25 protein-coding genes are annotated in these 23,851 nt (G+C 55.4%); 8 read left to right on the forward strand and 17 right to left on the reverse strand.

From position 1 onward, the window contains the following. A complete protein-coding gene (gltD, locus tag WM95_RS23130; RefSeq protein WP_023309377.1) occupies positions 1 to 1,419 on the forward strand; it encodes a glutamate synthase subunit GltD in 1,419 nt (472 codons plus the stop codon). A 35-nt stretch (positions 1,420 to 1,454) separates the two neighbouring features. Here gltD and nanQ read toward each other — a convergent pair whose 3' ends face one another. From nanQ to zapE, 10 genes are all read right to left on the reverse strand, one after another. Continuing rightward, positions 1,455 to 1,922 carry an N-acetylneuraminate anomerase gene (gene nanQ, locus WM95_RS23135; RefSeq protein WP_063409192.1) on the reverse strand — a complete coding sequence of 156 codons (468 nt, stop codon included), beginning with the start codon at positions 1,920 to 1,922 and terminating at the stop codon, positions 1,455 to 1,457. Then, the gene (gene nanK, locus WM95_RS23140; protein WP_023309379.1) at positions 1,919 to 2,779 is read right to left on the reverse strand and encodes an N-acetylmannosamine kinase; all 861 of its coding nucleotides are present in this window, start codon (positions 2,777 to 2,779) and stop codon (positions 1,919 to 1,921) included. The genes nanQ and nanK overlap by 4 nt, the downstream gene beginning before the upstream one ends. After that, the gene (locus WM95_RS23145; RefSeq protein ID WP_063409191.1) at positions 2,776 to 4,260 is read right to left on the reverse strand and encodes an MFS transporter; all 1,485 of its coding nucleotides are present in this window, start codon (positions 4,258 to 4,260) and stop codon (positions 2,776 to 2,778) included. Before WM95_RS23145 ends, nanK begins: the two co-directional genes overlap by 4 nt. 71 nt (positions 4,261 to 4,331) lie before the next feature. Beyond that, complete coding sequence (nanA, locus tag WM95_RS23150) at positions 4,332 to 5,225, reverse strand: N-acetylneuraminate lyase (RefSeq protein ID WP_047743532.1); 894 nt, start codon at positions 5,223 to 5,225, stop codon at positions 4,332 to 4,334. A 122-nt stretch (positions 5,226 to 5,347) separates the two neighbouring features. Further along, positions 5,348 to 6,130, reverse strand: coding sequence for a transcriptional regulator NanR (gene nanR / locus WM95_RS23155; protein ID WP_023309382.1), 783 nt, complete (start codon positions 6,128 to 6,130; stop codon positions 5,348 to 5,350). A gap of 103 nt (positions 6,131 to 6,233) precedes the next feature. Beyond that, on the reverse strand, positions 6,234 to 6,731 hold the full coding sequence (sspB, locus tag WM95_RS23160) for a ClpXP protease specificity-enhancing factor (protein WP_024906337.1): 498 nt from the start codon (positions 6,729 to 6,731) through the stop codon (positions 6,234 to 6,236). 5 nt (positions 6,732 to 6,736) lie between these two features. Further along, a complete protein-coding gene (gene sspA / locus WM95_RS23165) occupies positions 6,737 to 7,375 on the reverse strand; it encodes a stringent starvation protein SspA (protein ID WP_014885418.1) in 639 nt (212 codons plus the stop codon). Between the two features lie 308 nt (positions 7,376 to 7,683). Next, positions 7,684 to 8,076, reverse strand: a complete 393-nt coding sequence (gene rpsI, locus WM95_RS23175) for a 30S ribosomal protein S9 (protein ID WP_003860436.1) — start codon at positions 8,074 to 8,076, stop codon at positions 7,684 to 7,686. A gap of 15 nt (positions 8,077 to 8,091) precedes the next feature. Next, a complete protein-coding gene (gene rplM / locus WM95_RS23180; RefSeq protein ID WP_006178824.1) occupies positions 8,092 to 8,520 on the reverse strand; it encodes a 50S ribosomal protein L13 in 429 nt (142 codons plus the stop codon). Positions 8,521 to 8,819: 299 nt separating this feature from the next. Then, a complete protein-coding gene (gene zapE / locus WM95_RS23185; protein WP_045403581.1) occupies positions 8,820 to 9,944 on the reverse strand; it encodes a cell division protein ZapE in 1,125 nt (374 codons plus the stop codon). Between the two features lie 189 nt (positions 9,945 to 10,133). Between zapE and zapG the strand changes: the two genes are divergently transcribed. The 3 genes from zapG (at position 10,134) to degS (ending at position 13,230) form a co-directional block, all read left to right on the forward strand. Next, complete coding sequence (zapG, locus tag WM95_RS23190; RefSeq protein WP_008502832.1) at positions 10,134 to 10,532, forward strand: Z-ring associated protein ZapG; 399 nt, start codon at positions 10,134 to 10,136, stop codon at positions 10,530 to 10,532. A gap of 171 nt (positions 10,533 to 10,703) precedes the next feature. Beyond that, positions 10,704 to 12,071: a serine endoprotease DegQ gene (gene degQ / locus WM95_RS23195; protein WP_023309385.1), complete on the forward strand. Its 1,368-nt coding sequence runs from the start codon at positions 10,704 to 10,706 to the stop codon at positions 12,069 to 12,071. 91 nt (positions 12,072 to 12,162) lie between these two features. Beyond that, positions 12,163 to 13,230, forward strand: coding sequence for an outer membrane-stress sensor serine endopeptidase DegS (gene degS, locus WM95_RS23200; RefSeq protein ID WP_023309386.1), 1,068 nt, complete (start codon positions 12,163 to 12,165; stop codon positions 13,228 to 13,230). A 57-nt stretch (positions 13,231 to 13,287) separates the two neighbouring features. Here the strand turns inward: degS and mdh are convergent, their stop codons facing one another. Beyond that, on the reverse strand, positions 13,288 to 14,226 hold the full coding sequence (gene mdh, locus WM95_RS23205) for a malate dehydrogenase (RefSeq protein ID WP_023309387.1): 939 nt from the start codon (positions 14,224 to 14,226) through the stop codon (positions 13,288 to 13,290). 397 nt (positions 14,227 to 14,623) lie between these two features. Here mdh and argR point away from each other — a divergent pair, with 397 nt between their 5' ends. From argR to yhcN (WM95_RS23220), 3 genes are all read left to right on the forward strand, one after another. Next, the gene (gene argR / locus WM95_RS23210; RefSeq protein ID WP_023309388.1) at positions 14,624 to 15,094 is read left to right on the forward strand and encodes a transcriptional regulator ArgR; all 471 of its coding nucleotides are present in this window, start codon (positions 14,624 to 14,626) and stop codon (positions 15,092 to 15,094) included. 375 nt (positions 15,095 to 15,469) lie between these two features. Continuing rightward, on the forward strand, positions 15,470 to 15,733 hold the full coding sequence (gene yhcN / locus WM95_RS23215; RefSeq protein WP_088544984.1) for a peroxide/acid stress response protein YhcN: 264 nt from the start codon (positions 15,470 to 15,472) through the stop codon (positions 15,731 to 15,733). 111 nt (positions 15,734 to 15,844) lie between these two features. Further along, positions 15,845 to 16,111, forward strand: a complete 267-nt coding sequence (yhcN, locus tag WM95_RS23220) for a peroxide/acid stress response protein YhcN (protein ID WP_059445455.1) — start codon at positions 15,845 to 15,847, stop codon at positions 16,109 to 16,111. A gap of 61 nt (positions 16,112 to 16,172) precedes the next feature. On the opposite strand, the gene WM95_RS23225 is transcribed toward yhcN (WM95_RS23220), so the two are convergent. From WM95_RS23225 to aaeX, 5 genes are all read right to left on the reverse strand, one after another. Next, positions 16,173 to 16,445, reverse strand: a complete 273-nt coding sequence (locus WM95_RS23225; RefSeq protein ID WP_023309391.1) for a barstar family protein — start codon at positions 16,443 to 16,445, stop codon at positions 16,173 to 16,175. A 45-nt stretch (positions 16,446 to 16,490) separates the two neighbouring features. Continuing rightward, complete coding sequence (locus WM95_RS23230; protein ID WP_023309392.1) at positions 16,491 to 17,945, reverse strand: NAD-dependent succinate-semialdehyde dehydrogenase; 1,455 nt, start codon at positions 17,943 to 17,945, stop codon at positions 16,491 to 16,493. Between the two features lie 89 nt (positions 17,946 to 18,034). Continuing rightward, positions 18,035 to 20,002 carry a p-hydroxybenzoic acid efflux pump subunit AaeB gene (gene aaeB / locus WM95_RS23235; RefSeq protein ID WP_063409190.1) on the reverse strand — a complete coding sequence of 656 codons (1,968 nt, stop codon included), beginning with the start codon at positions 20,000 to 20,002 and terminating at the stop codon, positions 18,035 to 18,037. A gap of 5 nt (positions 20,003 to 20,007) precedes the next feature. Further along, positions 20,008 to 20,940, reverse strand: a complete 933-nt coding sequence (aaeA, locus tag WM95_RS23240) for a p-hydroxybenzoic acid efflux pump subunit AaeA (RefSeq protein WP_023309394.1) — start codon at positions 20,938 to 20,940, stop codon at positions 20,008 to 20,010. A 7-nt stretch (positions 20,941 to 20,947) separates the two neighbouring features. After that, entirely contained in the window at positions 20,948 to 21,151 is a 204-nt protein-coding gene (gene aaeX / locus WM95_RS23245) for a p-hydroxybenzoic acid efflux pump operon protein AaeX (protein WP_003860416.1), read from the reverse strand. Between the two features lie 179 nt (positions 21,152 to 21,330). On the opposite strand from aaeX, the gene aaeR reads away from it, so the two are divergent. Then, positions 21,331 to 22,257, forward strand: coding sequence for an HTH-type transcriptional activator AaeR (aaeR, locus tag WM95_RS23250; protein ID WP_023309395.1), 927 nt, complete (start codon positions 21,331 to 21,333; stop codon positions 22,255 to 22,257). A gap of 76 nt (positions 22,258 to 22,333) precedes the next feature. Here the strand turns inward: aaeR and tldD are convergent, their stop codons facing one another. After that, positions 22,334 to 23,779, reverse strand: coding sequence for a metalloprotease TldD (gene tldD, locus WM95_RS23255; protein WP_063409290.1), 1,446 nt, complete (start codon positions 23,777 to 23,779; stop codon positions 22,334 to 22,336). Between the last annotated feature and the right edge of the window lie 72 nt (positions 23,780 to 23,851).

Consider the following 23,851-nt stretch of genomic DNA (forward strand, 5'->3'; position numbering starts at 1 on the left):
ATGAGCCAGAACGTATACCAGTTTATCGACCTGCAGCGTGTTGATCCGCCAAAGAAACCGCTGAAGATCCGCAAAATTGAATTTGTTGAAATCTACGAGCCGTTTTCAGAAGGCCAGGCCAAGGCACAGGCAGACCGCTGCCTGTCCTGCGGTAACCCTTACTGCGAATGGAAATGTCCGGTACACAACTACATCCCGAACTGGCTGAAGCTGGCCAACGAAGGGCGTATTTTTGAAGCCGCCGAGCTGTCTCACCAGACCAACACCCTGCCGGAAGTGTGCGGCCGCGTGTGCCCTCAGGACCGTCTGTGCGAAGGTTCCTGTACGCTGAACGACGAGTTCGGCGCGGTGACCATCGGCAACATCGAGCGCTATATCAACGATAAAGCGTTCGAGATGGGCTGGCGTCCGGATATGACCGGCGTGAAGCAAACCGACAAGCGCGTGGCAATCATCGGTGCGGGCCCGGCGGGCCTGGCCTGTGCGGACGTGCTGACCCGCAACGGCGTGAAGGCGGTGGTCTTTGACCGCCATCCGGAAATCGGCGGTCTGCTGACCTTCGGTATCCCGGCCTTCAAGCTGGAAAAAGAGGTCATGACCCGTCGCCGTGAAATCTTCACCGGCATGGGCATTGAGTTCAAACTGAACGTGGAAGTGGGCCGCGACGTGCAGCTCGACGACCTGCTGAAGGATTACGACGCCGTGTTCCTCGGCGTGGGCACCTATCAGTCCATGCGCGGCGGTCTGGAGAACGAAGATGCGCCGGGCGTGTACGACGCGCTGCCGTTCCTGATTGCCAATACCAAGCAGATCATGGGCTACGGCGAAACCGCCGATGAGCCGTTCGTCAGCATGGAAGGCAAACGCGTGGTGGTGCTGGGCGGCGGTGATACCGCGATGGACTGCGTGCGTACCTCCATTCGTCAGAATGCGGCACACGTGATCTGCGCCTATCGTCGTGACGAAGAGAACATGCCGGGCTCTAAACGCGAAGTGAAAAACGCGCGTGAAGAGGGCGTGGAGTTCCAGTTCAACATCCAGCCTCTGGGTATTGAAGTGAATGCCAACGGTAAAGTGAGCGGCGTGAAGATGGCGCGCACTGAGATGGGCGCACCGGATGCGAAAGGCCGTCGTCGCGCCGAGATCGTAGCCGGTTCTGAGCACGTGATCCCGGCCGATGCCGTAGTGATGGCGTTCGGCTTCCGTCCTCACAGCATGGAATGGCTGGCGAAGCACAGCGTTGAGCTGGATTCGCAGGGCCGCGTGATTGCGCCAGAAGGCAGCGACAACGCATTCCAGACCAGCAACCCGAAAATCTTCGCCGGTGGCGATATCGTTCGCGGTTCTGACCTGGTGGTAACGGCGATTGCCGAAGGTCGTAAAGCGGCTGACGGGATCCTGAACTACCTGGAAGTGTAAGAAAACGAGCCGGATGGAATTACCATCCGGCTTTTTTATGCGGTTAACAGGCTGGCGCGGACCTTCACCACGGCCTTTTTAATCTCTCCCGCCAAGTCGGTGATACACCCCGGTTTATGCGGTTCCCCCGGCATAAACACCACGAACATCCCCGGCCTTAACGCTATCGATTGTTCCCCCTCGATGCGACGGCAAAGCTGATAATCCTCGTCGCTATGCATTTCCTCGCACTCGCGCGCGGACTCCGCAACGCCAAACAGAATCCGCTCTTCACCGGCCAACAGGAGCTGAATGTCAATATACCGTGTGTGCAGCTCTGCCTTTTTCTGTTCCGGACTCTGAGTGCAAAACTGCATAACATTCATAAAGATATCTTTGCCTTGCACCTCGTAGTGGCCCGGCGCTTTCTCCTGCGGCCGGGCGGCAACCGCCAGCGCCAGCGCATTCACCAGTACGGCGGGCAGGCCCGACGATGCCAGTGACTGCAGCTCTCCCATCATCATAGCGTGTCTCCCGTTGCTAACAGCGCCGCACCCAATAGCCCAGCGTCGTGGCGATAATGCGCTGCCCGAAGCGCCACCTGATATACCTCTGGCTCCTGCGATAAATAGGCTTTCACCAGGGGCAAATATCCTTCCGCCAGCCCCACGCTGCCGCCGACAACGATAACCTGACAGTCGGTAACAGCTTTGACGTCAGCGATCAGTCGAGCCAGCGTTTGTGCAGAATTTGCCACCAGCTTACGGGCCTGCGGTGTATCCCGACTGAATATTGCCTTCGCATCGAGCCCTGCCAGCTCCTCCTTCGCCTGAGCGGCAATACCTCGCCCTGAGGCAATGGCTTCAACGCACCCTCTTCGCCCACAGCCGCAGAGAGGTCCATCTGGATCCGCCAGCGTGTGGCCAAAATGCCCCGCAAGCCCACCGCTGCCCGACTGCAGTTTTCCATTGAGCACAACACCGCCGCCCACGCCGGTTGAAACCGTCAGAAATGCCATATCCTGTTTCTGGTGCAACGCGCAAAACTCTGCCCATGCGGCGGCCTGCGCGTCGTTAAGTGCCGTCACCGGTAATTGCGTGATGGCTTTCAAAAAGGCGACCAGCGGAAAATGTGCCAGCCCGCCCAGGTTGGAAGGATTGATGGAGGTCAGTACGCCGTTTTGAATAATCCCTGTCGACGCCACCGCCACGCGACGGGCATGCGTAACGAGAGGTAAAACCAGGGCACGTAACGCCTCCTCCAGCGCGCCCGGCGTCTGACTGGCGGGAGTCTGGCACTCCCTACGCATCGACAGAACGTGTCCCTCTATCAGGGCGGCGGCGAGCTTTGTTCCGCCAATATCAATCGCCAGCGTCGTCATTTCACCACCTGCTCGCGTTTGACCGCCCCCGCCGGGAAGGCTCCGCTCAGCGGTTTACCGTCGATAGCATCGTGAGTGCGTAGCGCTTCCGGCCTCATCCAACGCTGAACGCGAGACGGCATATCCAGGCCGATCAACAGGATAACCACAAACGTCAGGCCAAAGGAGAGCGATCCCAGCGCGGTTCCCAACTCCATCCGTTGCGACAGCAGCGCGCCGATCACCGGTGCAAGCGCCCCGCCTAGCGCGCCGACGTTATAGGTAAATCCAAGCCCGGCCGCCCGCTGGTCGGTATCGAAGTAACCACCGATGAGTTTAGGCAAGATCCCGGAAATACCCTGACCCAGCATCTGCTGGAAAAAGAGCAACAGCCCGAGCACCCAGATATTCGTACCGCCGATCGCAAACACCGGAATGATGAGCATCTGCGAGGCCAGCAGGCTGCAGACGTACGCTTTACGGGTTCCCAGCCAGTCGCCAAGAAAACCGCCTACGCAGCAGCCCACCGCCGCGCCAAATCCGCTGAAGAACAGCACGCGGGCCACCGTAACCGGATCGTAGGCCAGCTCCGTTTTCAAATAGGTTGGCAGTAGCGCCTGAATCGGCCACGAGTACAGAAAGGCGAATAGCACCACTACCATCAGCGTTACGCCAGTAGGCCAGCGTTTGCCGCTGCTTTGCACCATAAAGCTGATAAAAACGACAGCGCACAGCAGCCCCAGAATGACCACCATCCCGACGTTGTTTAGCTCCCCGGCAAAGCAGAGCCACAGCGCCATACCGGCAAACAGCGTCATGGCAATATTGATTACGCGGTATTTGCCGCGATAAAGAATATCAACCATCGTACGCACCGGGGCTTTACCTTCATGCTTCGCTTGCCAGTCCTCCGATTCCGGGATGTTTTTACGCAGCCACAGGGCAAAGACGATGGGCAAAATGCCGATAAAGAATAGCGCACGCCAGCCCCAGACGGGGACCACGAGACTGTAAACCTGCGCGGCAATGACGGCGCCCACGGAGAAACCGGAAATCAGAAAACCGCTCGCCTTGTTGCGCAGATGCTTCGGCCAGCTTTCAATCACGTAGGTTGCGCTGGAACCATATTCGCCTGCCATCCCCATGCCAATCACCATTCTGGCAATAAACATGGTGACGTAGCCTGGCGCAAACCCGCAGGCCAGAGTACCGCAGGAGAACAGAACAATGCTGGTTATCATCGCCAGCTTACGGCCATAGCGATCGCCCATCGCCCCCAGCAGCAGGCCACCAAACCAGCGTGAGATAAAGGCCGCCGAAATTAAACTCGCGGCTTCCACCGTCGTCAGGCCGAACTCACTTTTTACTTCCGTCAGAACTAAGGCAATCAGGACAAAATCGAAGCCATCAAGCAAATATCCCAGCCAGGCGGCGGAGAAGGCACGCCACTGCGGGCGGCTGAGATGGCGGTACCACGGGATGCTTTGGGTAGATATACTCATTTCACTCTCCCGACGATTTATCTGTCGTTTTGCCGGACGGCGGCTGCGCCTTATCCGGTCTGCGTAATGCGTTAGCGTTTTTCCGCCATCAGCTGTTCTGCCAGGGCTTTTAACGCTGGCACAAATTTTTCGTCCACAGGGGAAAACGGCTTGCGGCACAGCGGTACGGAAACCACGTCCATGTAGTGCAGCACCGTTTTCAGACCACGGAAGACACCGGCTTTGATCAGCAGGTCGATAACCTTATTGCACTCGCTTTGCAGACTCTGCGCGGTGGCGTTATCCCCATCCCGAACCGCTTTAGCGATTGCCTGGTAGCGCCAGCCCATGATGTTGTACGTACTGCCGATCCCTCCGTCAGCGCCTGCAAGCAGACCGGAGGCGAAGATCTCGTCGTAGCCGTTGTAGAGCACAAGTTCCGGATGCGCACGGCGGATCTGTTCCATCTGGAAGAGATCGCCAGAGGTTTGCTTCAGCGCGCCGACGCCCGGCAGCGTGACCAGGGTGTTGATCTGCTCAAGCGTCAGCTTCACGCCGCTGAGGGCCGGAATGTTGTAAACCACCATCGGTAACCCCTCTGCAGCGTCAATAATTGCACGATAGTGATCGCAGTGTTCTTCAAAGCTGAACGGATAGTAAAACGGTGTGACGGCGGACACGGCGTCAAACCCAAAGCGGGCAGCGGCGGTGGCCAGCCGCTGGCTCTCTGCTGTGCTGACGCAGCCAACATGGGCAATGAGCGTAATTTTCCCCTTCGCCTCTTCCGCCACGATCTCCATGACTTGCTCACGTTCGGAAAGGCTTTGTACAAAAGCCTCTCCTGTTGAACCACCCACATAAAGCCCGTCGATGCCCTGCTCAATATTGAACTGCACCAGACGGCGCAGGCTCTCTGTATCCAGCATTTGTTGTTGAGTAAACGGGGTCAGGAGTGCGGCCATTACGCCGCGTAATTGCGTTGCCATAGTTACCTCAATCGATCGTGTGTTTGTTAAAACGACATACCTTTATACCTATTATACCAGACCAATTAAGCAGCAGTGGAATACAGAACGCTTATATTGCGATCTGCTTCACTAAAGGATCGTTATTTTTTGGCTTTTGAATGTTGGCCGAAAGCGTGCCAGGTGGCAGAAACGCTGTTGAGATGGGTCTGGAGCGCGCGATCGGCCTCATCCGGGTCCCGGCGGCGGATCGCATCGACGATCGCAATATGCTGGTGATAGCTGACTTCATTATGCTTATACAGCTCGGCATCCGGCACTTTAGGGCGCGCGGCAATCAGCCAGTCGAGCAGCGCAACGTGGATCGCATTAAAGATCGGATTGCCGGGAATTTCCGCCAGCACGCGGTGAAAATCGACGTCGGATCGGATAAACAGGGCGTTATCATCCAGAGACTGGCTGTTGATCTCCAGCGCTTGTGTCAGCCGAGCGATTTGCTCGTCAGTGGCAAATTCAGCGGCAAAACGGACAAGGCTGGATTCAAAGAACAGACGTAGCTGTTCAAAATGGGCAATGCCGCCGGGCTGGGTAAGGAAATCTTTCGCCATGCCTGAAAGCTCGTTGATGATGGTATCGGCAGAAGGCATGGAGACGCGGGCACGTTCACCGTTGTTGATCTGCACCAGTCCTTTACGCTTTAGCGCCGCCAGCGCCTCCCGCACCGAAGGGCGCCCCACGTTGAAGAACTCCATCAGCTCACGTTCGGAGGGAAGTTGTTCTCCCTGAGCAAACTCTTTGCGGCGGATCATCTGCTCGAGCTCTTCTTCCACCATATCGGACAGCTTTTTGCGCGCCAGAGGACGACGTCGCAGGCTGCGGCCAATAGTTTCATCAGAGTTTTCAGCTTTAAGATCAGTTGGTTTCATTGCAGTCCGGTGCCATAGAAGTAAAACAATTTATCATAACACAGGAAATTAGAGGGGGCGAAAAGGGGCAGAAAGCAAAACAGGCCCGATTGGGCCTGTTTGATTATTTCACGACGCGAAGAGCCGGACGACCACCGCGCGGAGGCGGATCGTCATCAGGGTCATTGTCGTCGTGATGATCGGGTTTATCGCCATCAATAAGTGACATCACCGTGTCGCTTTCGCGCTCATCGGATGCGTTGTCATCATTCAGGCTGGCAACATCTTCATCATACGCCGCTTCCGGCTCGAACATGGTACCCGCACCGTTTTCACGCGCGTAGATAGCCAGCACGGCTGCCAGAGGTACGGAAACCTGACGCGGCACGCCGCCGAAACGCGCGTTGAAGCGCACTTCATCGTTCGCCAGTTCCAGGTTACCCACCGCGCGCGGGGCGATATTCAGTACGATCTGTCCGTCACGTGCGTATTCCATTGGAACCAGCACGCCCGGCAACGTCACATCCACAACCAGGTGCGGCGTGAGCTGGTTATCCAGCAGCCATTCATAGAAGGCGCGCAGCAGATACGGACGGCGTGGGGTAAGTTGTGACATTTCCACAGTCATTAGCCTCGGCCGAGACGCATTTCACGTTCCGGTTCAGTTAAAGATGCCAGGAAAGAGTCGCGCTCAAAGACGCGAGTCATATAGCCTTTCAGCTCTTTTGCGCCAGGACCGCTGAACTCTACGCCCAGGGTTGGCAGACGCCACAGCAGCGGTGCCAGGTAGCAATCCACCAGGCTGAACTCATCGCTCAGGAAGAATGGTTTCTGACCAAACACAGGAGCGATCGCCAGCAGCTCTTCACGCAGTTGTTTACGTGCAGCGTCAGCTTCAGAAGCGGAACCGCTGGTAATCACGTTCATCAGCGAGTACCAGTCTTTTTCGATACGCTGCATGTACAGGCGGCTTTCACCACGCGCGACAGGGTAAACAGGCATCAGTGGCGGATGCGGGAAACGCTCATCCAGATATTCCATAATGATACGGGATTCCCACAGGGTCAGCTCGCGATCCACCAGCGTCGGTACGCTTTGGCTCGGGTTGAGATCGATCAGATCCTGAGGCGGGTTATCCTTTTCCACATGCTCGATCTCAAAACTGACACCCTTCTCGGCCAGCACGATACGAACCTGATGGCTATAAATGTCAGTAGGACCAGAAAACAGCGTCATTACCGAACGTTTGTTGGCAGCGACAGCCATGAAAACCTCCAGGTATATTCAGAATTTTTACTGCTACCAGCCCAACAGGGGCCAGCCAGATGTTGTATCGCCCATCCCAGAGAAAACACATTGTTCAAGAAACGAACAAAAATCGAGTATTCACCGATATTTGGGCAGAAAATTGGATGATAGTTTACCAGATTTTGATGGCTTTGTGGTGAGGGGATTCTGGAAATGTGGAAAAAGAGAAGATATATGCATGGATATTGTGGATAACCTGCGCATTATCCATAAAAAAACCCGCCGAAGCGGGTTTTTCGCCAATCGTTCTGCGTAAGCAGAATGGATTAACGTTTGGAGAACTGTGGACGACGACGTGCTTTACGCAGACCCACTTTCTTACGTTCAACCTGACGCGCGTCACGAGTAACGAAGCCAGCTTTACGCAGTTCAGAACGCAGGGATTCGTCGTACTCCATCAGAGCGCGGGTGATACCGTGACGGATCGCACCTGCCTGACCGGAGATACCACCACCTTTAACGGTGATGTACAGATCCAGTTTTTCTACCATGTCAACCAGTTCCAGCGGCTGGCGAACTACCATGCGGGCAGTTTCGCGACCGAAGTATTGTTCCAGAGAACGCTGGTTGATTACGATTTTACCACTGCCCGGTTTGATGAAAACGCGAGCTGCGGAACTTTTGCGGCGACCAGTGCCGTAGTATTGATTTTCAGCCATTGCCTATAATCCCGATTAGATGTCAAGAACTTGCGGTTGCTGTGCCGCGTGGTTGTGCTCGTTGCCTGCGTAAACTTTCAGTTTACGGAACATAGCACGACCCAGCGGGCCTTTTGGCAGCATGCCTTTAACCGCGATTTCAATCACACGCTCAGGACGGCGGGCAATCATCTCTTCAAAGGTCGCTTCTTTGATACCACCGATGTGGCCAGTGTGGTGATAGTACACTTTGTCAGTACGCTTGTTGCCGGTTACAGCAACTTTATCAGCGTTCAGAACGATGATGTAATCACCGGTATCAACGTGCGGAGTGTATTCCGCTTTATGCTTACCGCGCAGGCGACGAGCCAGTTCAGTAGCCAGACGGCCCAGAGTTTTACCGGTCGCGTCAACAACATACCAGTCGCGCTGTACGGTTTCTGGTTTAGCTGTAAAAGTTTTCATTAAAAGCTTACCCAAATAATAAGTTACACGTTGGTGAACACCCAAACGTTTAGTCAGTTGAGGTTCACACGACAAAGTCCGGCAAACCTACCCCTTCGAATAGCACATGCCGACACATAGAAAGTTTCGGGAAAAAAACCTTCTCGTAACGTGGGGTCGCAAGATTATAGAGAAGTTGAGGTCAAAGATCGACCCTTAAATGTGATTTGGAATGGGTTTTTCGGGGGTGTGGAAAATGCCGGGTGGCGGCTGCGCCTTACCCGGCCTACAAGGTTCCCTTCTCAGGGAGAGGGTGGCATTTATGGCATATGCTCCAGCTTCAGGTATTCCTCACTCTGCATCTCCTGCAGGCGCGACAGGCAGCGCTGGAACTCAAATTTCAGCCGCTCTCCCTGGTAAATCTCATATAAAGGTACCTCGGCGCTGACCACCAGCTTGACGTGGCGCTCATAAAACTCATCCACCAGCGCAATGAAGCGCCGTGCTTCGCTCTCCATCAGCCGCGTCATCACCGGCACGTCCAGCACCATCACGGTGTGGAACAGACGCGAAAGCGCAATGTAGTCGTGCTGGCTGCGGGCATCCACGCAGAGCGTCGTAAAGGAGACCGCCAGCGTTTGGTTTTCGACGCCAAGCGTGGGCAGCGGTCGATGGTTAATCTCGAGTTCCGGGGCGTGCTCGCGTTTTGCCCCCGCCAGCGCCAGCCAGAGTGTATCCATCTCGCGGGTGGTCTCTGCATTTAACGGCGAAAGCCACAGATGCGCCTGAGTCAGCGTGCGCAGACGATAATCGACACCGGCATCGACGTTCATGATGTCGCAGTGCTGCTTGATGGCATCAATGGCGGGCAGGAAGCGTGCCCGCTGCAGGCCGTTACGATAGAGCTCATCCGGCGGGATATTCGACGTGGCCACCAGCGTGATCCCGCGGGCAAATAGCGCTTTCATCAGGCCGCCTAGCAGCATGGCATCGGTGATGTCAGACACAAAAAACTCGTCGAAGCAGAGCACGTCGGTTTCAGCTTTGAACCTGTCGGCCACAATCTCCAGCGGATCGCTTTTGCCCTGCAGTGCGGTCAGCTCTTCATGCACCCGCAGCATAAAACGATGGAAGTGCAGACGCTGCTTACGTGCGCCAGGCAGACTCATGTAAAACAGGTCCATCAGCCAGGTTTTTCCGCGACCGACCCCGCCCCACATATATAAACCGCGTACCGGCGCGTGAGCCTGTGGCGCTTTTTTACCGAGCAACCGCCCAAATGCCGCCTTTAGCCCACCGTTCTGTTCGACTTCAGCGGGTTTTGCCGTGAGCTCCTGATAAACCATCTCCAGACGGTTTACCGCCTCACGTTGAACGTCATCAGGCTGATGAGTGCCCTCGTTAAGGGCCAGTTGATAACGCGATGCAGGGGACAGGTTTTGCATAATCTTATTGTTATTCCTTCAATTAACGATCACCAGCAGACGTGACTGATGAAAAAAAGGCCGTTCTACACTACGCGATGATACGTCAGGATTCCACTTCTGCAGAAATAGCGGTTATAGTGGCATTATCAGGCACAGGCAGGAGCCGAGCCAACACCCTACGGAACAACAAGACAACGGGAGAAGTTCATGACCTGGGAATATGCGCTAATCGGTTTAGTCGTCGGCATCGTCATCGGTGCTGTGGCCATGCGTTTCGGTAATCGCAAATTGCGTCAGCAGCAGTCACTGCAGTACGAACTGGAAAAGAACAAAGCCGAGCTGGAAGAGTATCGTGAAGAGCTGGTCAGCCATTTTGCCCGCAGCGCCGAGCTGCTGGACAACATGGCAACCGACTATCGTCAGCTGTATCAACATATGGCAAAAAGCTCCAGCAGCCTGCTGCCGGAAATGACCGCGGAAACCAACCCGTTCCGCAACCGTCTGGCTGACTCTGAAGCCGGTAACGATCAGGCGCCCGTTCAGATGCCTCGCGACTATTCCGATGGCGCGTCCGGCCTGCTGCGCGGCGGTGTAAAACGCGATTAATCGCACAACCTGAATTTATTTTACGGGCGCAGCGATTGCGCCCGTCCTTTCCTGATTACCCCAGCTATCATTTAGTTAAACACCTCATTGTTCAGCGGTTTAAAATTCAATAACATCAACGTGTTTTTAGGGCCGTTTTTCCTTTATTCCAGGTTACGAGAGTCAACATCGATGAAGAAAAAAAACCAGCTGTTGAGCGCTATCGCGTTAAGTGTCGGGTTATCTCTCTCGGCGTCCGTCCCTGTATTTGCCGCCATTCCTTCCCAGGTGCCTGGCCAGGCGGCCATTCCAAGCCTCGCGCCCATGCTGGAAAAAGTGTTGCCTGCGGTCGTTAGCGTTCAGGTTGAGGGCACCGCGGTACAAAGCCAACGCGTCCCTGAAGAACTGAAAAAATATTTCGGCGATGAGTCTCCCGACCAGCAGGCGCAGCCTTTTGAAGGCCTGGGCTCTGGCGTCATTATTGATGCGGCAAAAGGCTATATCCTGACCAACAATCACGTCATCAGCCAGGCCGATAAGATCAGCGTCCAGCTGAACGATGGCCGCGAATTTGATGCCAAACTGATCGGCGGCGATGACCAGAGCGACATCGCGCTGCTGCAGGTACAAAACCCGAGCAACCTGACCCAGATTGCCATCGCGGATTCCGACAAACTGCGCGTCGGCGATTTTGCCGTCGCCGTAGGCAACCCCTTTGGCTTAGGGCAGACCGCTACTTCCGGGATCGTCTCGGCGCTGGGACGCAGCGGCCTCAACCTGGAAGGGCTGGAAAACTTTATCCAGACCGATGCATCAATCAACCGTGGTAACTCCGGCGGAGCATTGCTTAACCTTAACGGCGAGCTGATTGGGATTAACACGGCGATTCTGGCCCCGGGCGGCGGCAGCATCGGGATCGGTTTTGCTATCCCCAGCAATATGGCCAAAACCCTGGCGCAGCAGCTGATCCAGTTCGGTGAAATCAAACGCGGGCTGCTGGGTATTAAAGGTATGGAGATGAGCGCGGATATCGCAAAAGCGTTCAATATCAACGTACAGCGCGGGGCGTTTGTCAGTGAAGTGCTGCCAAACTCCGGCTCGGCAAAAGCGGGCGTGAAATCAGGGGATGTGATCGTCAGCCTGAACGACAAACCGTTGAACAGCTTTGCAGAACTGCGTTCACGGATTGCCACGACGGAACCTGGCGCCAAAGTGAAGCTGGGCCTGATACGTGACGGCAAGCCGCTTGACGTTGAAGTGACGCTGGATAAGAGCACCTCGTCCTCGGCCAGTGCGGAGCTTATTGCCCCGGCGCTACAGGGGGCTACGTTGAGCGACGGGCAGCTGAAGGACGGCACGAAAGGCATTAGCATCGATACCGTCGAGAAGAGCAGCCCTGCCGCACAGGCCGGATTGCATCAGGATGACGTGATTATCGGTGTCAACCGCAACCGAGTGCAGTCTATTGCCGAACTGCGCAAGGTGCTGGAAAGCAAACCGGCGGTTATTGCCCTGCAGGTCATGCGTGGCAATGAGTCCATCTATATTCTGTTGCGCTAAGCATTTGCGACCCGGACATCACCGCTGCGTGTGATGTCCGGATAACTCATGTTATGCTGCAAATCGTTCCTTTTTTAACGACACGCGCATCATGCTTTTAAAGCTCTTACGTTCTACTGTCATCGGTTTGATTGTCGCTGGCCTGCTGCTGCTGGCGCTGCCGTCTTTACGTCAGTTCAATAAACTGTCGGCTCCCCAGTTCGATAGCACGGATGAAACGCCGGCCACCTATAACCAGGCCGTCCGCCGTGCCGCACCTGCCGTGGTTAACGTCTATAACCGAGGCCTGAATACCTCAGCCCATAACCAGCTGGAGATCCGCACCCTCGGCTCCGGCGTGATCATGGACGAGCGCGGCTACATTATTACCAACAAGCACGTGATTAACGATGCCGACCAGATCATCGTCGCTCTGCAGGATGGCCGCGTGTTTGAGGCGTTACTCGTTGGTTCTGACAGCCTGACCGACCTGGCAGTTCTGAAAATTAACGCCACGGGCGGTTTGCCGGTCATCCCGATCAACCGTAAACGTACCCCGCATATTGGTGACGTGGTACTGGCTATCGGTAACCCTTACAACCTGGGCCAGACCATCACCCAGGGGATAATCAGCGCGACCGGTCGTATCGGTCTGAACCCCTCCGGGCGGCAGAACTTCCTGCAAACCGATGCCTCCATCAACCACGGTAACTCCGGCGGGGCGCTGGTGAACTCGCTGGGCGAGCTGATGGGTATCAATACCCTCTCGTTCGATAAAAGTAACGACGGTGAGACGCCGGAAGGGATCGGCTTCGCCATTCCGTTCCAGCTGGCGACCAAAATCATGGATAAACTGATCCGCGACGGACGCGTGATCCGCGGCTATATCGGTATCGGCGGGCGCGAAATTGCGCCGATGCATACCCAGGGCGGCGGTATCGATCAGATTCAGGGCATCGTGGTTAACGAGGTGGCACCGGGTGGTCCGGCGGCTAACGCGGGGATTCAGGTAAACGATGTCATTGTGTCGGTCAACGGCACGCCAGCGGTCTCTGCGCTGGAGACGATGGATCAGGTGGCAGAAATTCGCCCGGGTTCTATCATCCCTGTTGAGGTCATGCGCAACGATAAGAAACTGACGCTGCACGTGACGATTCAGGAATACCCGGCCACTAACTGACAGGCATAAAAAAACGGAGCGATAGGCTCCGTTTTTTTTACCGGGAGACGGTTCGTATTACTTGTTAACGAACTCTTCGCCCAGGGTAATATCTTTCTTCAGCGTATCCAGCATGCCTTCCATCGCGTGTTGTTCAAACGCGCTCAGCGTACCAATAGATTTACGCTCTTCGATACCGTTTTTACCCAGCAGCAGCGGTTGGGAGAAGAAGCGAGCGTGTTCGCCATCGCCTTCAACGTAAGCGCATTCAACAACGCCTTTCTCGCCCTGCAGAGCGCGAACCAGTGACAGACCAAAACGCGCAGCCGCCTGGCCCATAGACAGGGTTGCAGAACCGCCACCCGCCTTCGCTTCCACCACTTCGGTGCCCGCGTTCTGGATACGTTTAGTCAGGTCAGCCACTTCCTGCTCGGTGAAGCTCACGCCTGGGATCTGCGACAGCAGAGGCAAGATGGTGACGCCAGAGTGACCGCCAATTACCGGTACTTCCACTTCTGTTGGCTGCTTGCCTTTCAGCTCAGCAACAAAGGTGTTGGAACGGATGATATCCAGCGTGGTTACGCCGAACAGTTTGTTTTTGTCGTAAACACCCGCTTTCTTCAGCACTTCTGCCGCGATAGCCACGGTGGTGTTCACCGGGTTAGTGATGATGCCGATGCATGCTTTCGGGCAGATTTCTGCAATCTGTTGCACCAGGTTTTTCACGATGCCCGCGTTGACGTTGAACAGGTCTGAACGATCCATGCCTGGCTTACGCGCCACGCCTGCAGAAATCAGCACCACGTCGGCACCCTGCAGCGCAGGACGTGCATCTTCACCGGAGAAGCCTTTGATTTTTACAGCAGTCGGGATGTGGCTCAGGTCAACCGCCACACCTGGGGTTACCGGAGCAATATCGTACAGGGAGAGTTCTGAGCCTGAAGGCAGTTGGGTTTTCAGTAGTAGGGCAAGCGCCTGGCCGATACCACCAGCAGCGCCGAGGACTGCGACTTTCATCCTAAACTCCTTATTATGGTTAACTTAAGTATCTGTAAATCCGTTGCGGCGACCATAATTCAGCAAGTAAATAATTACAATTTTCGTAGCTAAAGAATTTGAGGTCACGCGACTTTATCTCTCACCAGAAGACTATCTGACGACAGAGGGCAACGCATTAAGAGGTGGTTACAATACACCCTGCCCCGCCACCAAAACAACATCATTTTGATAACATTTAATTTACTTTTAAGCTTATTTGCGTGGCGTGACCCAGGCATGTTTTCTGATAACGAAATCTGATAAAATCACTCCCTTTCATAACATTATTTCAGCCTGGCGCTGAGTAGATAATTTGCATAAAAATTCATCCACATGCATAATAATGTTGTTTCTATCGTCATATTCCGGGTGACTTATGCGAAGCTCGTCTAAGCAAGAAGAATTAGTAAAGGCCTTTAAGGCGCTACTCAAAGAAGAGAAATTCAGTTCTCAGGGAGAAATTGTTCAGGCGCTGCAGGAACAAGGCTTCGATAACATCAACCAGTCGAAAGTCTCCCGCATGTTAACGAAATTTGGCGCGGTGCGTACGCGTAACGCCAAGATGGAGATGGTCTATTGCCTGCCGGCAGAACTTGGCGTGCCGACCACCTCCAGCCCGCTCAAAAATCTGGTTCTGGATATCGATCATAACGACGCCGTCGTGGTGATCCACACAAGCCCGGGTGCCGCGCAGCTGATTGCCCGCATGCTGGACTCGCTGGGTAAAACGGAAGGTATCCTCGGGACTATCGCCGGTGATGACACCATCTTTACCACTCCGGCTAGCGGTTTCTCCGTGAAAGATCTCCACGAAGCCATTCTGGTACTGTTCGAACAGGAACTCTAATCCCCTCTCCCCGTAGCGCCGCTGCGGGGATCGTTCTGCTTCCGCTGCGTTTCTCACTCTTTTCCTCTGCCCTTCACTTTGACAAATAGTGCTTTTTACCACCTATTAACATTCATCTGGTGAATGCTAAATCAAAAAATCGCACAAAAAATCAAAAGCTGATATCCATATGATTTTATTAGATATAACCAACAAAAATGAACAAAAAACGTTCAATATTATGCAATTTGGTTATAAAAAAAAGGCTGGTTACCACGTAATAACAAGAGAAACCATTAGTCTGGTATTAATTTTTGCCGTTATTAGTGTATACTTGATTTTGTGATGAGGGTCACGAAACAAGACCCCACGAAAAAATTCGACGAGGTAAGAATCATGAAAATCAAATCAACTGTAGCGGCGCTCAGCGTCCTGTCCGTCTTGTCATTCGGTGCTTTCGCAGCAGACTCTATCAATGCTGACCAGGCGCAATCCCGCCAGGCCATCGGTACGGTTTCTGTCGGCGCGGTCGGCACATCGCCAATGGACATGCATGAGATGCTGAACAAAAAAGCGGAAGAACAGGGTGCGTCATCCTATCGCATCATCGAAGCGCGTTCTGGTGAACACTGGCACGCCACCGCTGAGCTGTACAAATAAGTTTTAGTAATAACTGAAGACGAAAATCTCCACTCAACGGCACCAGGCATAAAAATAGCGGTTCAACCCTTCTCGCCGTTGAGTAAAAAACCCTATTCAGGAGTAAAGACTATGAAAACCAAATTGATCATCGCAACCCTCGGTATGGCATCCGTTCTCTCTTTCGGCGCAAGCGCAGCCGTACAGCAGGTAAATGCCGACCAGGCACAAAATCTACAGCGTATGGGCAGCGTCTCCGTAACGTCTGTCACCGGTTCACCGATGGATATTCGTCACGAACTTGCCGCCAAAGCTGAAAAAGCAGGCGCCAGCAGCTATCGCGTCACCGAACTGAATCAGGGTGACCACTGGCATGCAACGGCAGAGCTGTATAAATAAACCCTCGTCGTATCTCATCATACGACTTGCCCCTGGCCTCATGGTCAGGGGCTTTTTTCATTCAATGCCGCGCGTTAAAGCGCAGCTGCCCTTCAAGCTCTTCTTCCGCTTCATCGAACAGCAATATCAGCGCGCCAAAACGTCTTCGCAGCTTATCAGGCAAATGGATGAACTCAATTTCCAGCGGTAGCGGCAACTGACTGCCGGTGACCACGTCCCACAGCGTATCCAGATTCGTCACGCTTTCTCGTTCAAGATCAAACGCCCGGATAAATTCACGGTAGAAGTCTTCCTGACTGTCGATCTCGTCAAAATCAAACGTATAGGTTTTCATTGCCAGCCACCCAGTCCAGGCGAGCGGCAGATGCCGCCCTGTCTATTATAATCCCCCAATATGCAGGGTTTTAACTTCCAGATACTCTTCCAGCCCCAGCACGGAGCCCTCTCGTCCAAGGCCTGACTCTTTTACGCCGCCAAAGGGCCCAAGCTCCGTGGAGACAGCGCACTCGTTGATGCCGATCATCCCGCTCTCGATGGCCTGTGAAACGCGGAAGACCCGAGAAAGATTCTGGGTGTAGAAGTAAGCCGCCAGTCCATAGGGGGTGTTGTTGGCGCGCTGGATAACTTCATCTTCCGAGGTGAAACGGAAGCACGCCGCCACCGGGCCAAACGTCTCTTCTTCTGCCAGCTTCATGCCTTCATGGCAGTCGCCCAGTACGGTTGGCATCCAGAAATTCCCGCCAAGTGGATGAGGCTTACCTCCTGCCAGTACGGTTGCGCCCCGGGCAACGGCGTCGTCGACATGCTCACGCACCTTGTTGACCGCAGAAGGTTCAATCAGCGGCCCGACCACGACCCCCTCCTCAAGACCATTACCCACCTTCAGCGCATTCACCGCATCGGCGAGTTTATTCACAAATTTGTCGTAGACGGTTTCCTGAATATAAAAACGGTTCACGCTGACGCAGACCTGCCCGGCATTGCGGAACTTGTTGGCGATCGCACCCTTAACCGCGGCGTCGATATCCGCATCCTCAAAAACGATATACGGGGCATTTCCCCCCAGCTCCATCGAGACTTTTTTCATGGTTTCTGCGGCGTTACGCACCAGCGTTTTGCCGACGGAGGTTGAGCCGGTAAAGGAGATTTTACGTACGTCGCGGCTTGCCATAATCGCATCGCTGATTTCATGCGTATTCCCGGCTACGGCGTTGAGAACACCGTCGGGCACTCCGGCCTGTTTCGCCAGCGTAAGCAGCGCAAAGGCGCTGAGCGGTGTGTTATTGGCCGGTTTAATGACCCCGGTGCATCCTGCTGCCAGCGCCGGGCCTAACTTGCGGGTGAGCATGGCCATCGGGAAGTTCCATGGCGTAATCGCTGCGACCACACCAATGGGTTCACGGGTCGCCAGAATGCGTGAGCCGGGTTTTATCGGCGGAATAATTTCACCGTTCGCGCGTTTGGCCTCTTCGGCAAACCACTGGATAAAGCTGGCGGCGTACTCGACTTCTCCCTCCGCTTCTTTCAGGGGTTTGCCCTGTTCGGTGGTCATCAACCGCCCGAGCCAGCTTTTATTCTCAATAATCAGTTCGTACCAGCGGTAGAGAATCGCCGAGCGTTCTTTCGCGGTTTTGGCACGCCATGCCGGGAAGGCCTGGGTAGCCGCTGCAATAGCGTCTTCGGTCTGTGCTTTACCCGCTTTTGCGACTTTAGCAATGACCTCGCCGGTCGCGGGATTCAGCACATCAAAGGTTGTATCCAGCGTTTTCCAGATTCCGTTGACCAGATAACCGGTCTGAAAAAGGATGTGGTCCTGAAGCGCCTGGGTCGTCATGTGTTCTCCCTTTCTGAAATGTAAGAACGTGCTGGAATAAGTATAGCCACAAAAAAACCGACGCTTTTGGCGTCGGTTTTTTACTTCAGTCAGTTATCCGTGAGGGCATTCTGGTAGCGATGCAGCATAAACACCAGCCGTCCTACCGGCTCGGTCACCTGAGGCGGCGCCTCCCAGTGCTTGAGCTTTTCCTGATAGGTATCGAGCTCTTCAAGCAGCTGCGTAAAGTAGCGACGCCGTTTGTCATCGCTGCTGGCAGAAAGCACGTGATCGGCGGTACGACGCAGCTGGCGGTGGTATGCCGACAGATCGTCGTTGATCGGCACGGGCGCGTTACGCAAACGCTGGTGCGCAATGATCATGGTTAACGCCAGGCGGAACTTCGCGATATCGCCCGGGAACTTGTTCAGCAGCAAAAACAGCTGCTGGTACAGCGCGGGGAGGTGGTTCTCTTTACGGCGCGCGGTATTGGTTGTCAAAGATGACACGGCAGCCGACACGAACTGGTTCAGCAGCACGCGGCCCGTTCTTGCCTGCGAGTTATCCCGCACCAGCAGTATCACCATCATGGCCAGGAAGCAGCCCACCAGCTGGCCTAACGCGCTGTCGAGGAACTGGCTGAAATGGAAGGTCATCGGGTTATCGAGCACGATGATGTTAATCGTACTCGCCAGCGCCCCCAGCGATCCCAGACGCCGCTTTTGCACTTCAATGCCTATAAAGAACGCCATTACCGCCAGGCTAATACAGAGCAGCAGCATGCTCTGTTGCGTCGACGGGATGATGACCAGGAAATAGAGCGCGCCTATCGGCAACGCGGCAATCGTGCCGTAAAGGAAATCAATGGCGACCATACGCGGATTAGGCAGACGCATCGCCAGTGCGGTCACAACGGCAATCATCACCATCGCGCCGCTGCCGGACGTCCAGCCCGTCCACAGCCAGAACAGCGTACCGAGCATGCAGGCAAGCGTCGTACGCCAGAAATTGACCATGGCGTGATGGCGCTCGGCGGATTCCGCCTTGATCACCACTTCCCCCTGCAGCACCTCTTCTTCCGCCGCGCTGATTTTGGTGTTACCGATTACGCCGCGCTTCAGCAGCAGATAGCGCGTCGCGGCGCCGACCCAGGTGTAGATGGTCACCGGCGTGTCGCGCTCCCCGGTCCAGGCAACCACCCTGCGCATGCGCTTAAGCTGCTTATGCACGTCCTGTACGGTTTCCACCGGCTCGGCAAACAGTTCGCGGAACGTATCGGTGACCGCTTCCGGCCGGGTGTTCTGAATCAGATAGGTTTCACAGGCCTGGGTAATCAGCGTCAGAGAGACGGTGTTGAGGGCTTTAAGGCGTCGATTCGCGCGGGCCCAGCGCGAGGACTCCATGTTAAGGTTGCTGCGCATACCTTCCAGCGCCTGCGTACGGCGTACCAGCCCGCTCCAGGCTTTATCCACCTCTTCGCTATCGCCGTGCTTAATGCACAGCTGCATCAGCTGATACTGGGCAACAATCAGCGCGTCGAGCTCACGGTCGACCTCCTGCTTGATGGAGCGCGGGGAGAAAAGCAGATCAGCGACGATCGCGCTGACAATACCAATCACAATTTCGCTGCATCGCTCCACCGCAAACTGCGGGGCCAGCAGCGGTTCGCTTTGGATAGTGATGATAATAATCAGCGCGGTATAGCCCGCCAGTCCCCAGGCGTAGGAGTTCTCCACTTTCACCAGAGACGAGATCCAGGTGCAGAAACCCGCCCAGATGCAGCAGACCATCAGCATCAGCAGCGGGGTGCGGATCATGAGAATAATAATGGTCAGCGCCGCGAAACAGCCGATAAACGTCCCGATGATACGCAGCATCCCGCGATAGCGGATCGCGCCTGAATAGGGCTCCCCGCCCGCGGCAAAGGCCGGGCCCGCCGCGACAATCGCGGCCGTCAGCACTGCCCAGCGAGGGGTTTCAAGCTGGAAGTGAAAGCCAACAAACAGCGCCAGCACGATGGCGCACGCCAGCTTTACGGCGAAGCGAATGTGCTGGCTGGCGATGGAAAAGATACCCATGGCGATTAACCAAACTCGCGCAGGCGGTGGGCAATTTTACGGAAGAACGAGTCCTGGCTGGCATCCCGGTCCTTTTCACCGGTGATCACCACCGTCGCCGTGGTACCCGCAGGCCACAGATTTCCCTGCTGTTCATCCAGATGAATACGTACCGGCACGCGCTGGGCCAGACGCACCCACTCCAGGTTGGAATCGACCGTCGCCATCCCTTTGGCATCGTTAGAGCTGCTGGAGTTAGTCACCCCTGCGGCAACGCTGTCGACGGTGCCTTTAAAGACGCGATTGCTGCCGAGCGGCGTAATTTCAGCCCGATAACCTGGGCGCACGCCTTCCAGCTTGGTCTCTTCCATATAGGCGAGCACGTAGAAGGAGTTCTGTTTAACCAGCGCCACGGCGGTTGAGCCACGGGTAATGAATTCCCCGGCATAGACGTTGAGGTTGGTGACCCAGCCATCGGACGGCGCGCGGATCACGGTGCGCTCGAGATCGAGCTTCGCCAGATCGCGCGTTGCCTGCGCTTTCGCCAGCTGGTGCAGCACGGTTTGCAGCACGTTGTTGGACTGGTCAATCTCTTCGCGGGACATTGCCTGAACGCCCAGCTGATTACGGCGGCCTGCCTCGCGGCGTTTCTCCGCAGCGAGCGCCTGATAATAGGCCACGTCCGCTTCCGCCTCTTCCAGCGCTTTCTGGTAACGAGGCTGGTCGATGGTGAACAGAACCTGATCTTTTTTCACTAGCTGGTTATCGTGGACGTTGACCGCCGTGATAAGACCGGCCACGTCAGGGGCTATTGCCACCACATCGGCGCTGAAGCGTGCATCACGCGTCCACGGTGATTCGGTGTAATAAACCCAGGCGCGGAAAATAGCGATGAAGGCGAGGATAACCAGCGCCATTGTGATGGCAGTGCGGGAGATTTTTCTTGTTAGCGTTTTCACATCAACCTCAGACAAACATGCGCGATATCAGATAAAACAGGCAGCAATACAGCGCGGTATTGAACAATGCAGGGTGCCAGACGAAATCGTAGATCCCGGTAGGGACCAGCACCTTGCGCACCAGCCAGAAGATCGCCAGTGATAAAAGAAGCTCGAAAAATATCGGTGGGAACGACAGACCGAACACCACGATAACGGGAAACAGACTCATGTTGACCTTGATAAGAGAGAGTGCAGGCTTCAGAATTTTTTAGCGCACGCCACCGCAGGAGAGCAAGAAACGCCGGGCGAGAATGGCGCAGCCGTTATGTAATTAATAATATATTAACGTAACTGTTATGCTGTTATCTATAATATGTGATCTAAATCACTTTTAAGCCAGAGTGAACAATGGAACGTTTAAAACGCATGTCGGTCTTCGCCAAAGTGGTTGAGCTGGGCTCTTTTACCGCCGCTGCACGCCAGCTTCAGATGAGCGTCTCATCCATCAGCCAGACGGTGTCCAAACTGGAAGATGAGCTTCAGGTCAAGCTGCTCAACCGCAGTACCCGCAGCATTGGGCTGACGGAGGCGGGTAAAATTTACTATCAGGGCTGTCGCCGCATGCTGCTTGAAGTGCAGGATGTTCACGAACAGCTCTATGCCTTCAACAACACCCCCATCGGCACGCTGCGCATCGGGTGTTCTTCAACTATGGCACAAAATGTTCTCGCTGCCATGACGGCGGATATGCTGAAAGAATATCCCGGGCTTACCGTTAATCTGGTGACGGGTATCCCGGCGCCGGATCTGATTGCCGACGGGCTGGACGTGGTGATCCGCGTCGGCGCGTTGCAGGATTCCAGCCTGTTCTCGCGACGGCTGGGCAGCATGCCGATGGTGGTCTGCGCCTCGAAAAGCTATCTGGCGCAGTACGGTGTTCCGGAGAAACCCGCCGATCTCACCAACCACTCGTGGCTGGAGTACAGCGTGCGGCCCGATAATGAATTTGAGCTGATCGCTCCGGAAGGGATCTCTACCAGGCTGCTACCGGAAGGACGGTTTGTCACTAACGATCCGATGACCATTTCGCGCTGGCTGGTGGCCGGCGCCGGGATCGCCTACGTGCCGTTAATGTGGGTGATCAACGAGATCAACAGCGGCGTGCTGGAGATCCTCTTCCCGCGCTACCAGTCCGATCCGCGTCCTGTGTACGCCCTGTATACCGAAAAAGACAAACTCCCGCTCAAGGTACAGGTGTGTATTAACTATCTGACCGAGTATTTTGTGGACGTAGCGGAGCTGTTTCAGGGGATGCGGGGGAGAAGGAAAGAGTAGACCTTTTCCAAAAGGACGAGGGAGAAAAGACTGCGCGGAGCAGTTCCCTCTCCCCTTTGGGGAGAGGGTCAGGAAATCACGCCGTGCCGCCCACAGTCAGGTTGTCCACCTTCAGCGTTGGCTGGCCCACGCCAACCGGCAGGCTCTGGCCCTCTTTACCGCAGACGCCCACGCCGTTATCCAGCTTCAGATCGTTACCGACCATAGAGATCTGCTGCATGGCTTCAATACCGGAGCCAATCAGCGTCGCACCCTTCACCGCTTTGGTCACTTTGCCTTTCTCGATCAGATACGCTTCTGACGTGGAGAAAACAAACTTACCGGAGGTAATGTCCACCTGGCCGCCGCCAAAGTTTGGCGCAAAGATACCGTAATCAACGGATTCGATAATCTCCTGCGGCGTGGATTTGCCCGGCAGCATGTACGTGTTGGTCATGCGCGGCATCGGCAGGTGCGCGTAAGATTCACGGCGTCCGTTGCCCGTCGGCGCGACGCCCATCAGACGCGCGTTGAGTTTGTCCTGCATGTAGCCTTTCAGCACACCATTTTCGATCAGCACGTTGTACTGCCCTGGCGTACCTTCATCGTCGATAGCCACCGAGCCGCGACGATCGCGCATGGTGCCGTCATCCACCACGGTGCACAGCTCAGAGGAGACAAGCTGCCCGATTTGACCGCTGAACACGGACGTCCCGCGACGGTTAAAGTCGCCTTCCAGGCCGTGGCCTACGGCCTCGTGCAACAGCACACCCGGCCAGCCAGCGCCCAGCACCACCGGGAATGAGCCCGCCGGCGCCGCGACGGCATTCAGATTCACCAGCGCCATGCGCACGGCTTCTTTCGCCCACGCGTCGGCGCGAGCTTCACCGTCAACGTCGCCCAGGAACCAGTCATAGCCGAAACGACCGCCGCCGCCGCTTGAGCCGCGCTCGCGTTTGCCAACGTCGTCGACCTGCACGCTAATGGAGAGACGCACCAGCGGGCGAACGTCTGCCGCAAGGGTACCGTCCGTTGCCGCAACCAGAATCAACTCATACACGCCGCTCAGGCTGGCAGAAACTTCCTGCACGCGTTTATCCGCCGCGCGGGCGACTTTGTCCACACGACGCAGGATATCCAGCTTCTCTTCACGGCTCATGCTTTGCAGAGGATCGATGCTGGTATAGAGCGCAGAGTGCTGCACTTCTCCCAGGGTTTTCACGCGACCATCGCCGGTATCACGCACAATGGTACGTGCGGCCTGCGCGCTCTGCTCAAGTGCGGTGAGGCTAATCTGATCGGCATAGGCGAAACCGGTTTTCTCGCCGCTGACGGCACGGACGCCGACGCCCTGGTCAATGTTGTAGGAGCCATCTTTGATGATGCTGTCTTCTAAAACCCAGGATTCGTGATAGCTCGACTGGAAATAAAGGTCGCCGTAGTCGAGACGGCGTTCGGTCAGTTGACCAAGAATGGAGAACAGGTCCTGATGGCTCAGGCCGTTCGCTGCGAGCAAATGTTCACTTACCAGGTTCAGACTCATCGTATTGCTACTCGTTCGTTGCCGCCCGTGGCGGTATAAAGATCGTATTTATTGAGAGTGAGGCAATTACCT

It is taken from the genome of Enterobacter cloacae complex sp. ECNIH7 (assembly GCF_002208095.1).
GTDB classification, from domain to species: Bacteria; Pseudomonadota; Gammaproteobacteria; order Enterobacterales; family Enterobacteriaceae; genus Enterobacter; species Enterobacter cloacae_M.

What these genes read in the sequence shown, in the direction of transcription:
- gltD (WP_023309377.1), top strand. Translation starts at nt 1, where the DNA reads ATGAGCCAGAACGTATACCAGTTTATCGACCTGCAGCGTGTTGATCCG.
- yhcN (WP_088544984.1), top strand. Translation starts at nt 15,470, where the DNA reads ATGAAAATCAAATCAACTGTAGCGGCGCTCAGCGTCCTGTCCGTCTTG.
- aaeX (WP_003860416.1), bottom strand. Translation starts at nt 21,151, where the DNA reads ATGAGTCTGTTTCCCGTTATCGTGGTGTTCGGTCTGTCGTTCCCACCG.
- WM95_RS23225 (WP_023309391.1), bottom strand. Translation starts at nt 16,445, where the DNA reads ATGAAAACCTATACGTTTGATTTTGACGAGATCGACAGTCAGGAAGAC.
- aaeR (WP_023309395.1), top strand. Translation starts at nt 21,331, where the DNA reads ATGGAACGTTTAAAACGCATGTCGGTCTTCGCCAAAGTGGTTGAGCTG.
- argR (WP_023309388.1), top strand. Translation starts at nt 14,624, where the DNA reads ATGCGAAGCTCGTCTAAGCAAGAAGAATTAGTAAAGGCCTTTAAGGCG.
- nanQ (WP_063409192.1), bottom strand. Translation starts at nt 1,922, where the DNA reads ATGATGATGGGAGAGCTGCAGTCACTGGCATCGTCGGGCCTGCCCGCC.
- nanA (WP_047743532.1), bottom strand. Translation starts at nt 5,225, where the DNA reads ATGGCAACGCAATTACGCGGCGTAATGGCCGCACTCCTGACCCCGTTT.
- mdh (WP_023309387.1), bottom strand. Translation starts at nt 14,226, where the DNA reads ATGAAAGTCGCAGTCCTCGGCGCTGCTGGTGGTATCGGCCAGGCGCTT.
- rpsI (WP_003860436.1), bottom strand. Translation starts at nt 8,076, where the DNA reads ATGGCTGAAAATCAATACTACGGCACTGGTCGCCGCAAAAGTTCCGCA.
- WM95_RS23230 (WP_023309392.1), bottom strand. Translation starts at nt 17,945, where the DNA reads ATGACGACCCAGGCGCTTCAGGACCACATCCTTTTTCAGACCGGTTAT.
- degS (WP_023309386.1), top strand. Translation starts at nt 12,163, where the DNA reads ATGCTTTTAAAGCTCTTACGTTCTACTGTCATCGGTTTGATTGTCGCT.
- nanR (WP_023309382.1), bottom strand. Translation starts at nt 6,130, where the DNA reads ATGAAACCAACTGATCTTAAAGCTGAAAACTCTGATGAAACTATTGGC.
- zapG (WP_008502832.1), top strand. Translation starts at nt 10,134, where the DNA reads ATGACCTGGGAATATGCGCTAATCGGTTTAGTCGTCGGCATCGTCATC.
- WM95_RS23145 (WP_063409191.1), bottom strand. Translation starts at nt 4,260, where the DNA reads ATGAGTATATCTACCCAAAGCATCCCGTGGTACCGCCATCTCAGCCGC.
- yhcN (WP_059445455.1), top strand. Translation starts at nt 15,845, where the DNA reads ATGAAAACCAAATTGATCATCGCAACCCTCGGTATGGCATCCGTTCTC.
- nanK (WP_023309379.1), bottom strand. Translation starts at nt 2,779, where the DNA reads ATGACGACGCTGGCGATTGATATTGGCGGAACAAAGCTCGCCGCCGCC.
- sspA (WP_014885418.1), bottom strand. Translation starts at nt 7,375, where the DNA reads ATGGCTGTCGCTGCCAACAAACGTTCGGTAATGACGCTGTTTTCTGGT.
- degQ (WP_023309385.1), top strand. Translation starts at nt 10,704, where the DNA reads ATGAAGAAAAAAAACCAGCTGTTGAGCGCTATCGCGTTAAGTGTCGGG.
- rplM (WP_006178824.1), bottom strand. Translation starts at nt 8,520, where the DNA reads ATGAAAACTTTTACAGCTAAACCAGAAACCGTACAGCGCGACTGGTAT.
- zapE (WP_045403581.1), bottom strand. Translation starts at nt 9,944, where the DNA reads ATGCAAAACCTGTCCCCTGCATCGCGTTATCAACTGGCCCTTAACGAG.
- tldD (WP_063409290.1), bottom strand. Translation starts at nt 23,779, where the DNA reads ATGAGTCTGAACCTGGTAAGTGAACATTTGCTCGCAGCGAACGGCCTG.
- aaeB (WP_063409190.1), bottom strand. Translation starts at nt 20,002, where the DNA reads ATGGGTATCTTTTCCATCGCCAGCCAGCACATTCGCTTCGCCGTAAAG.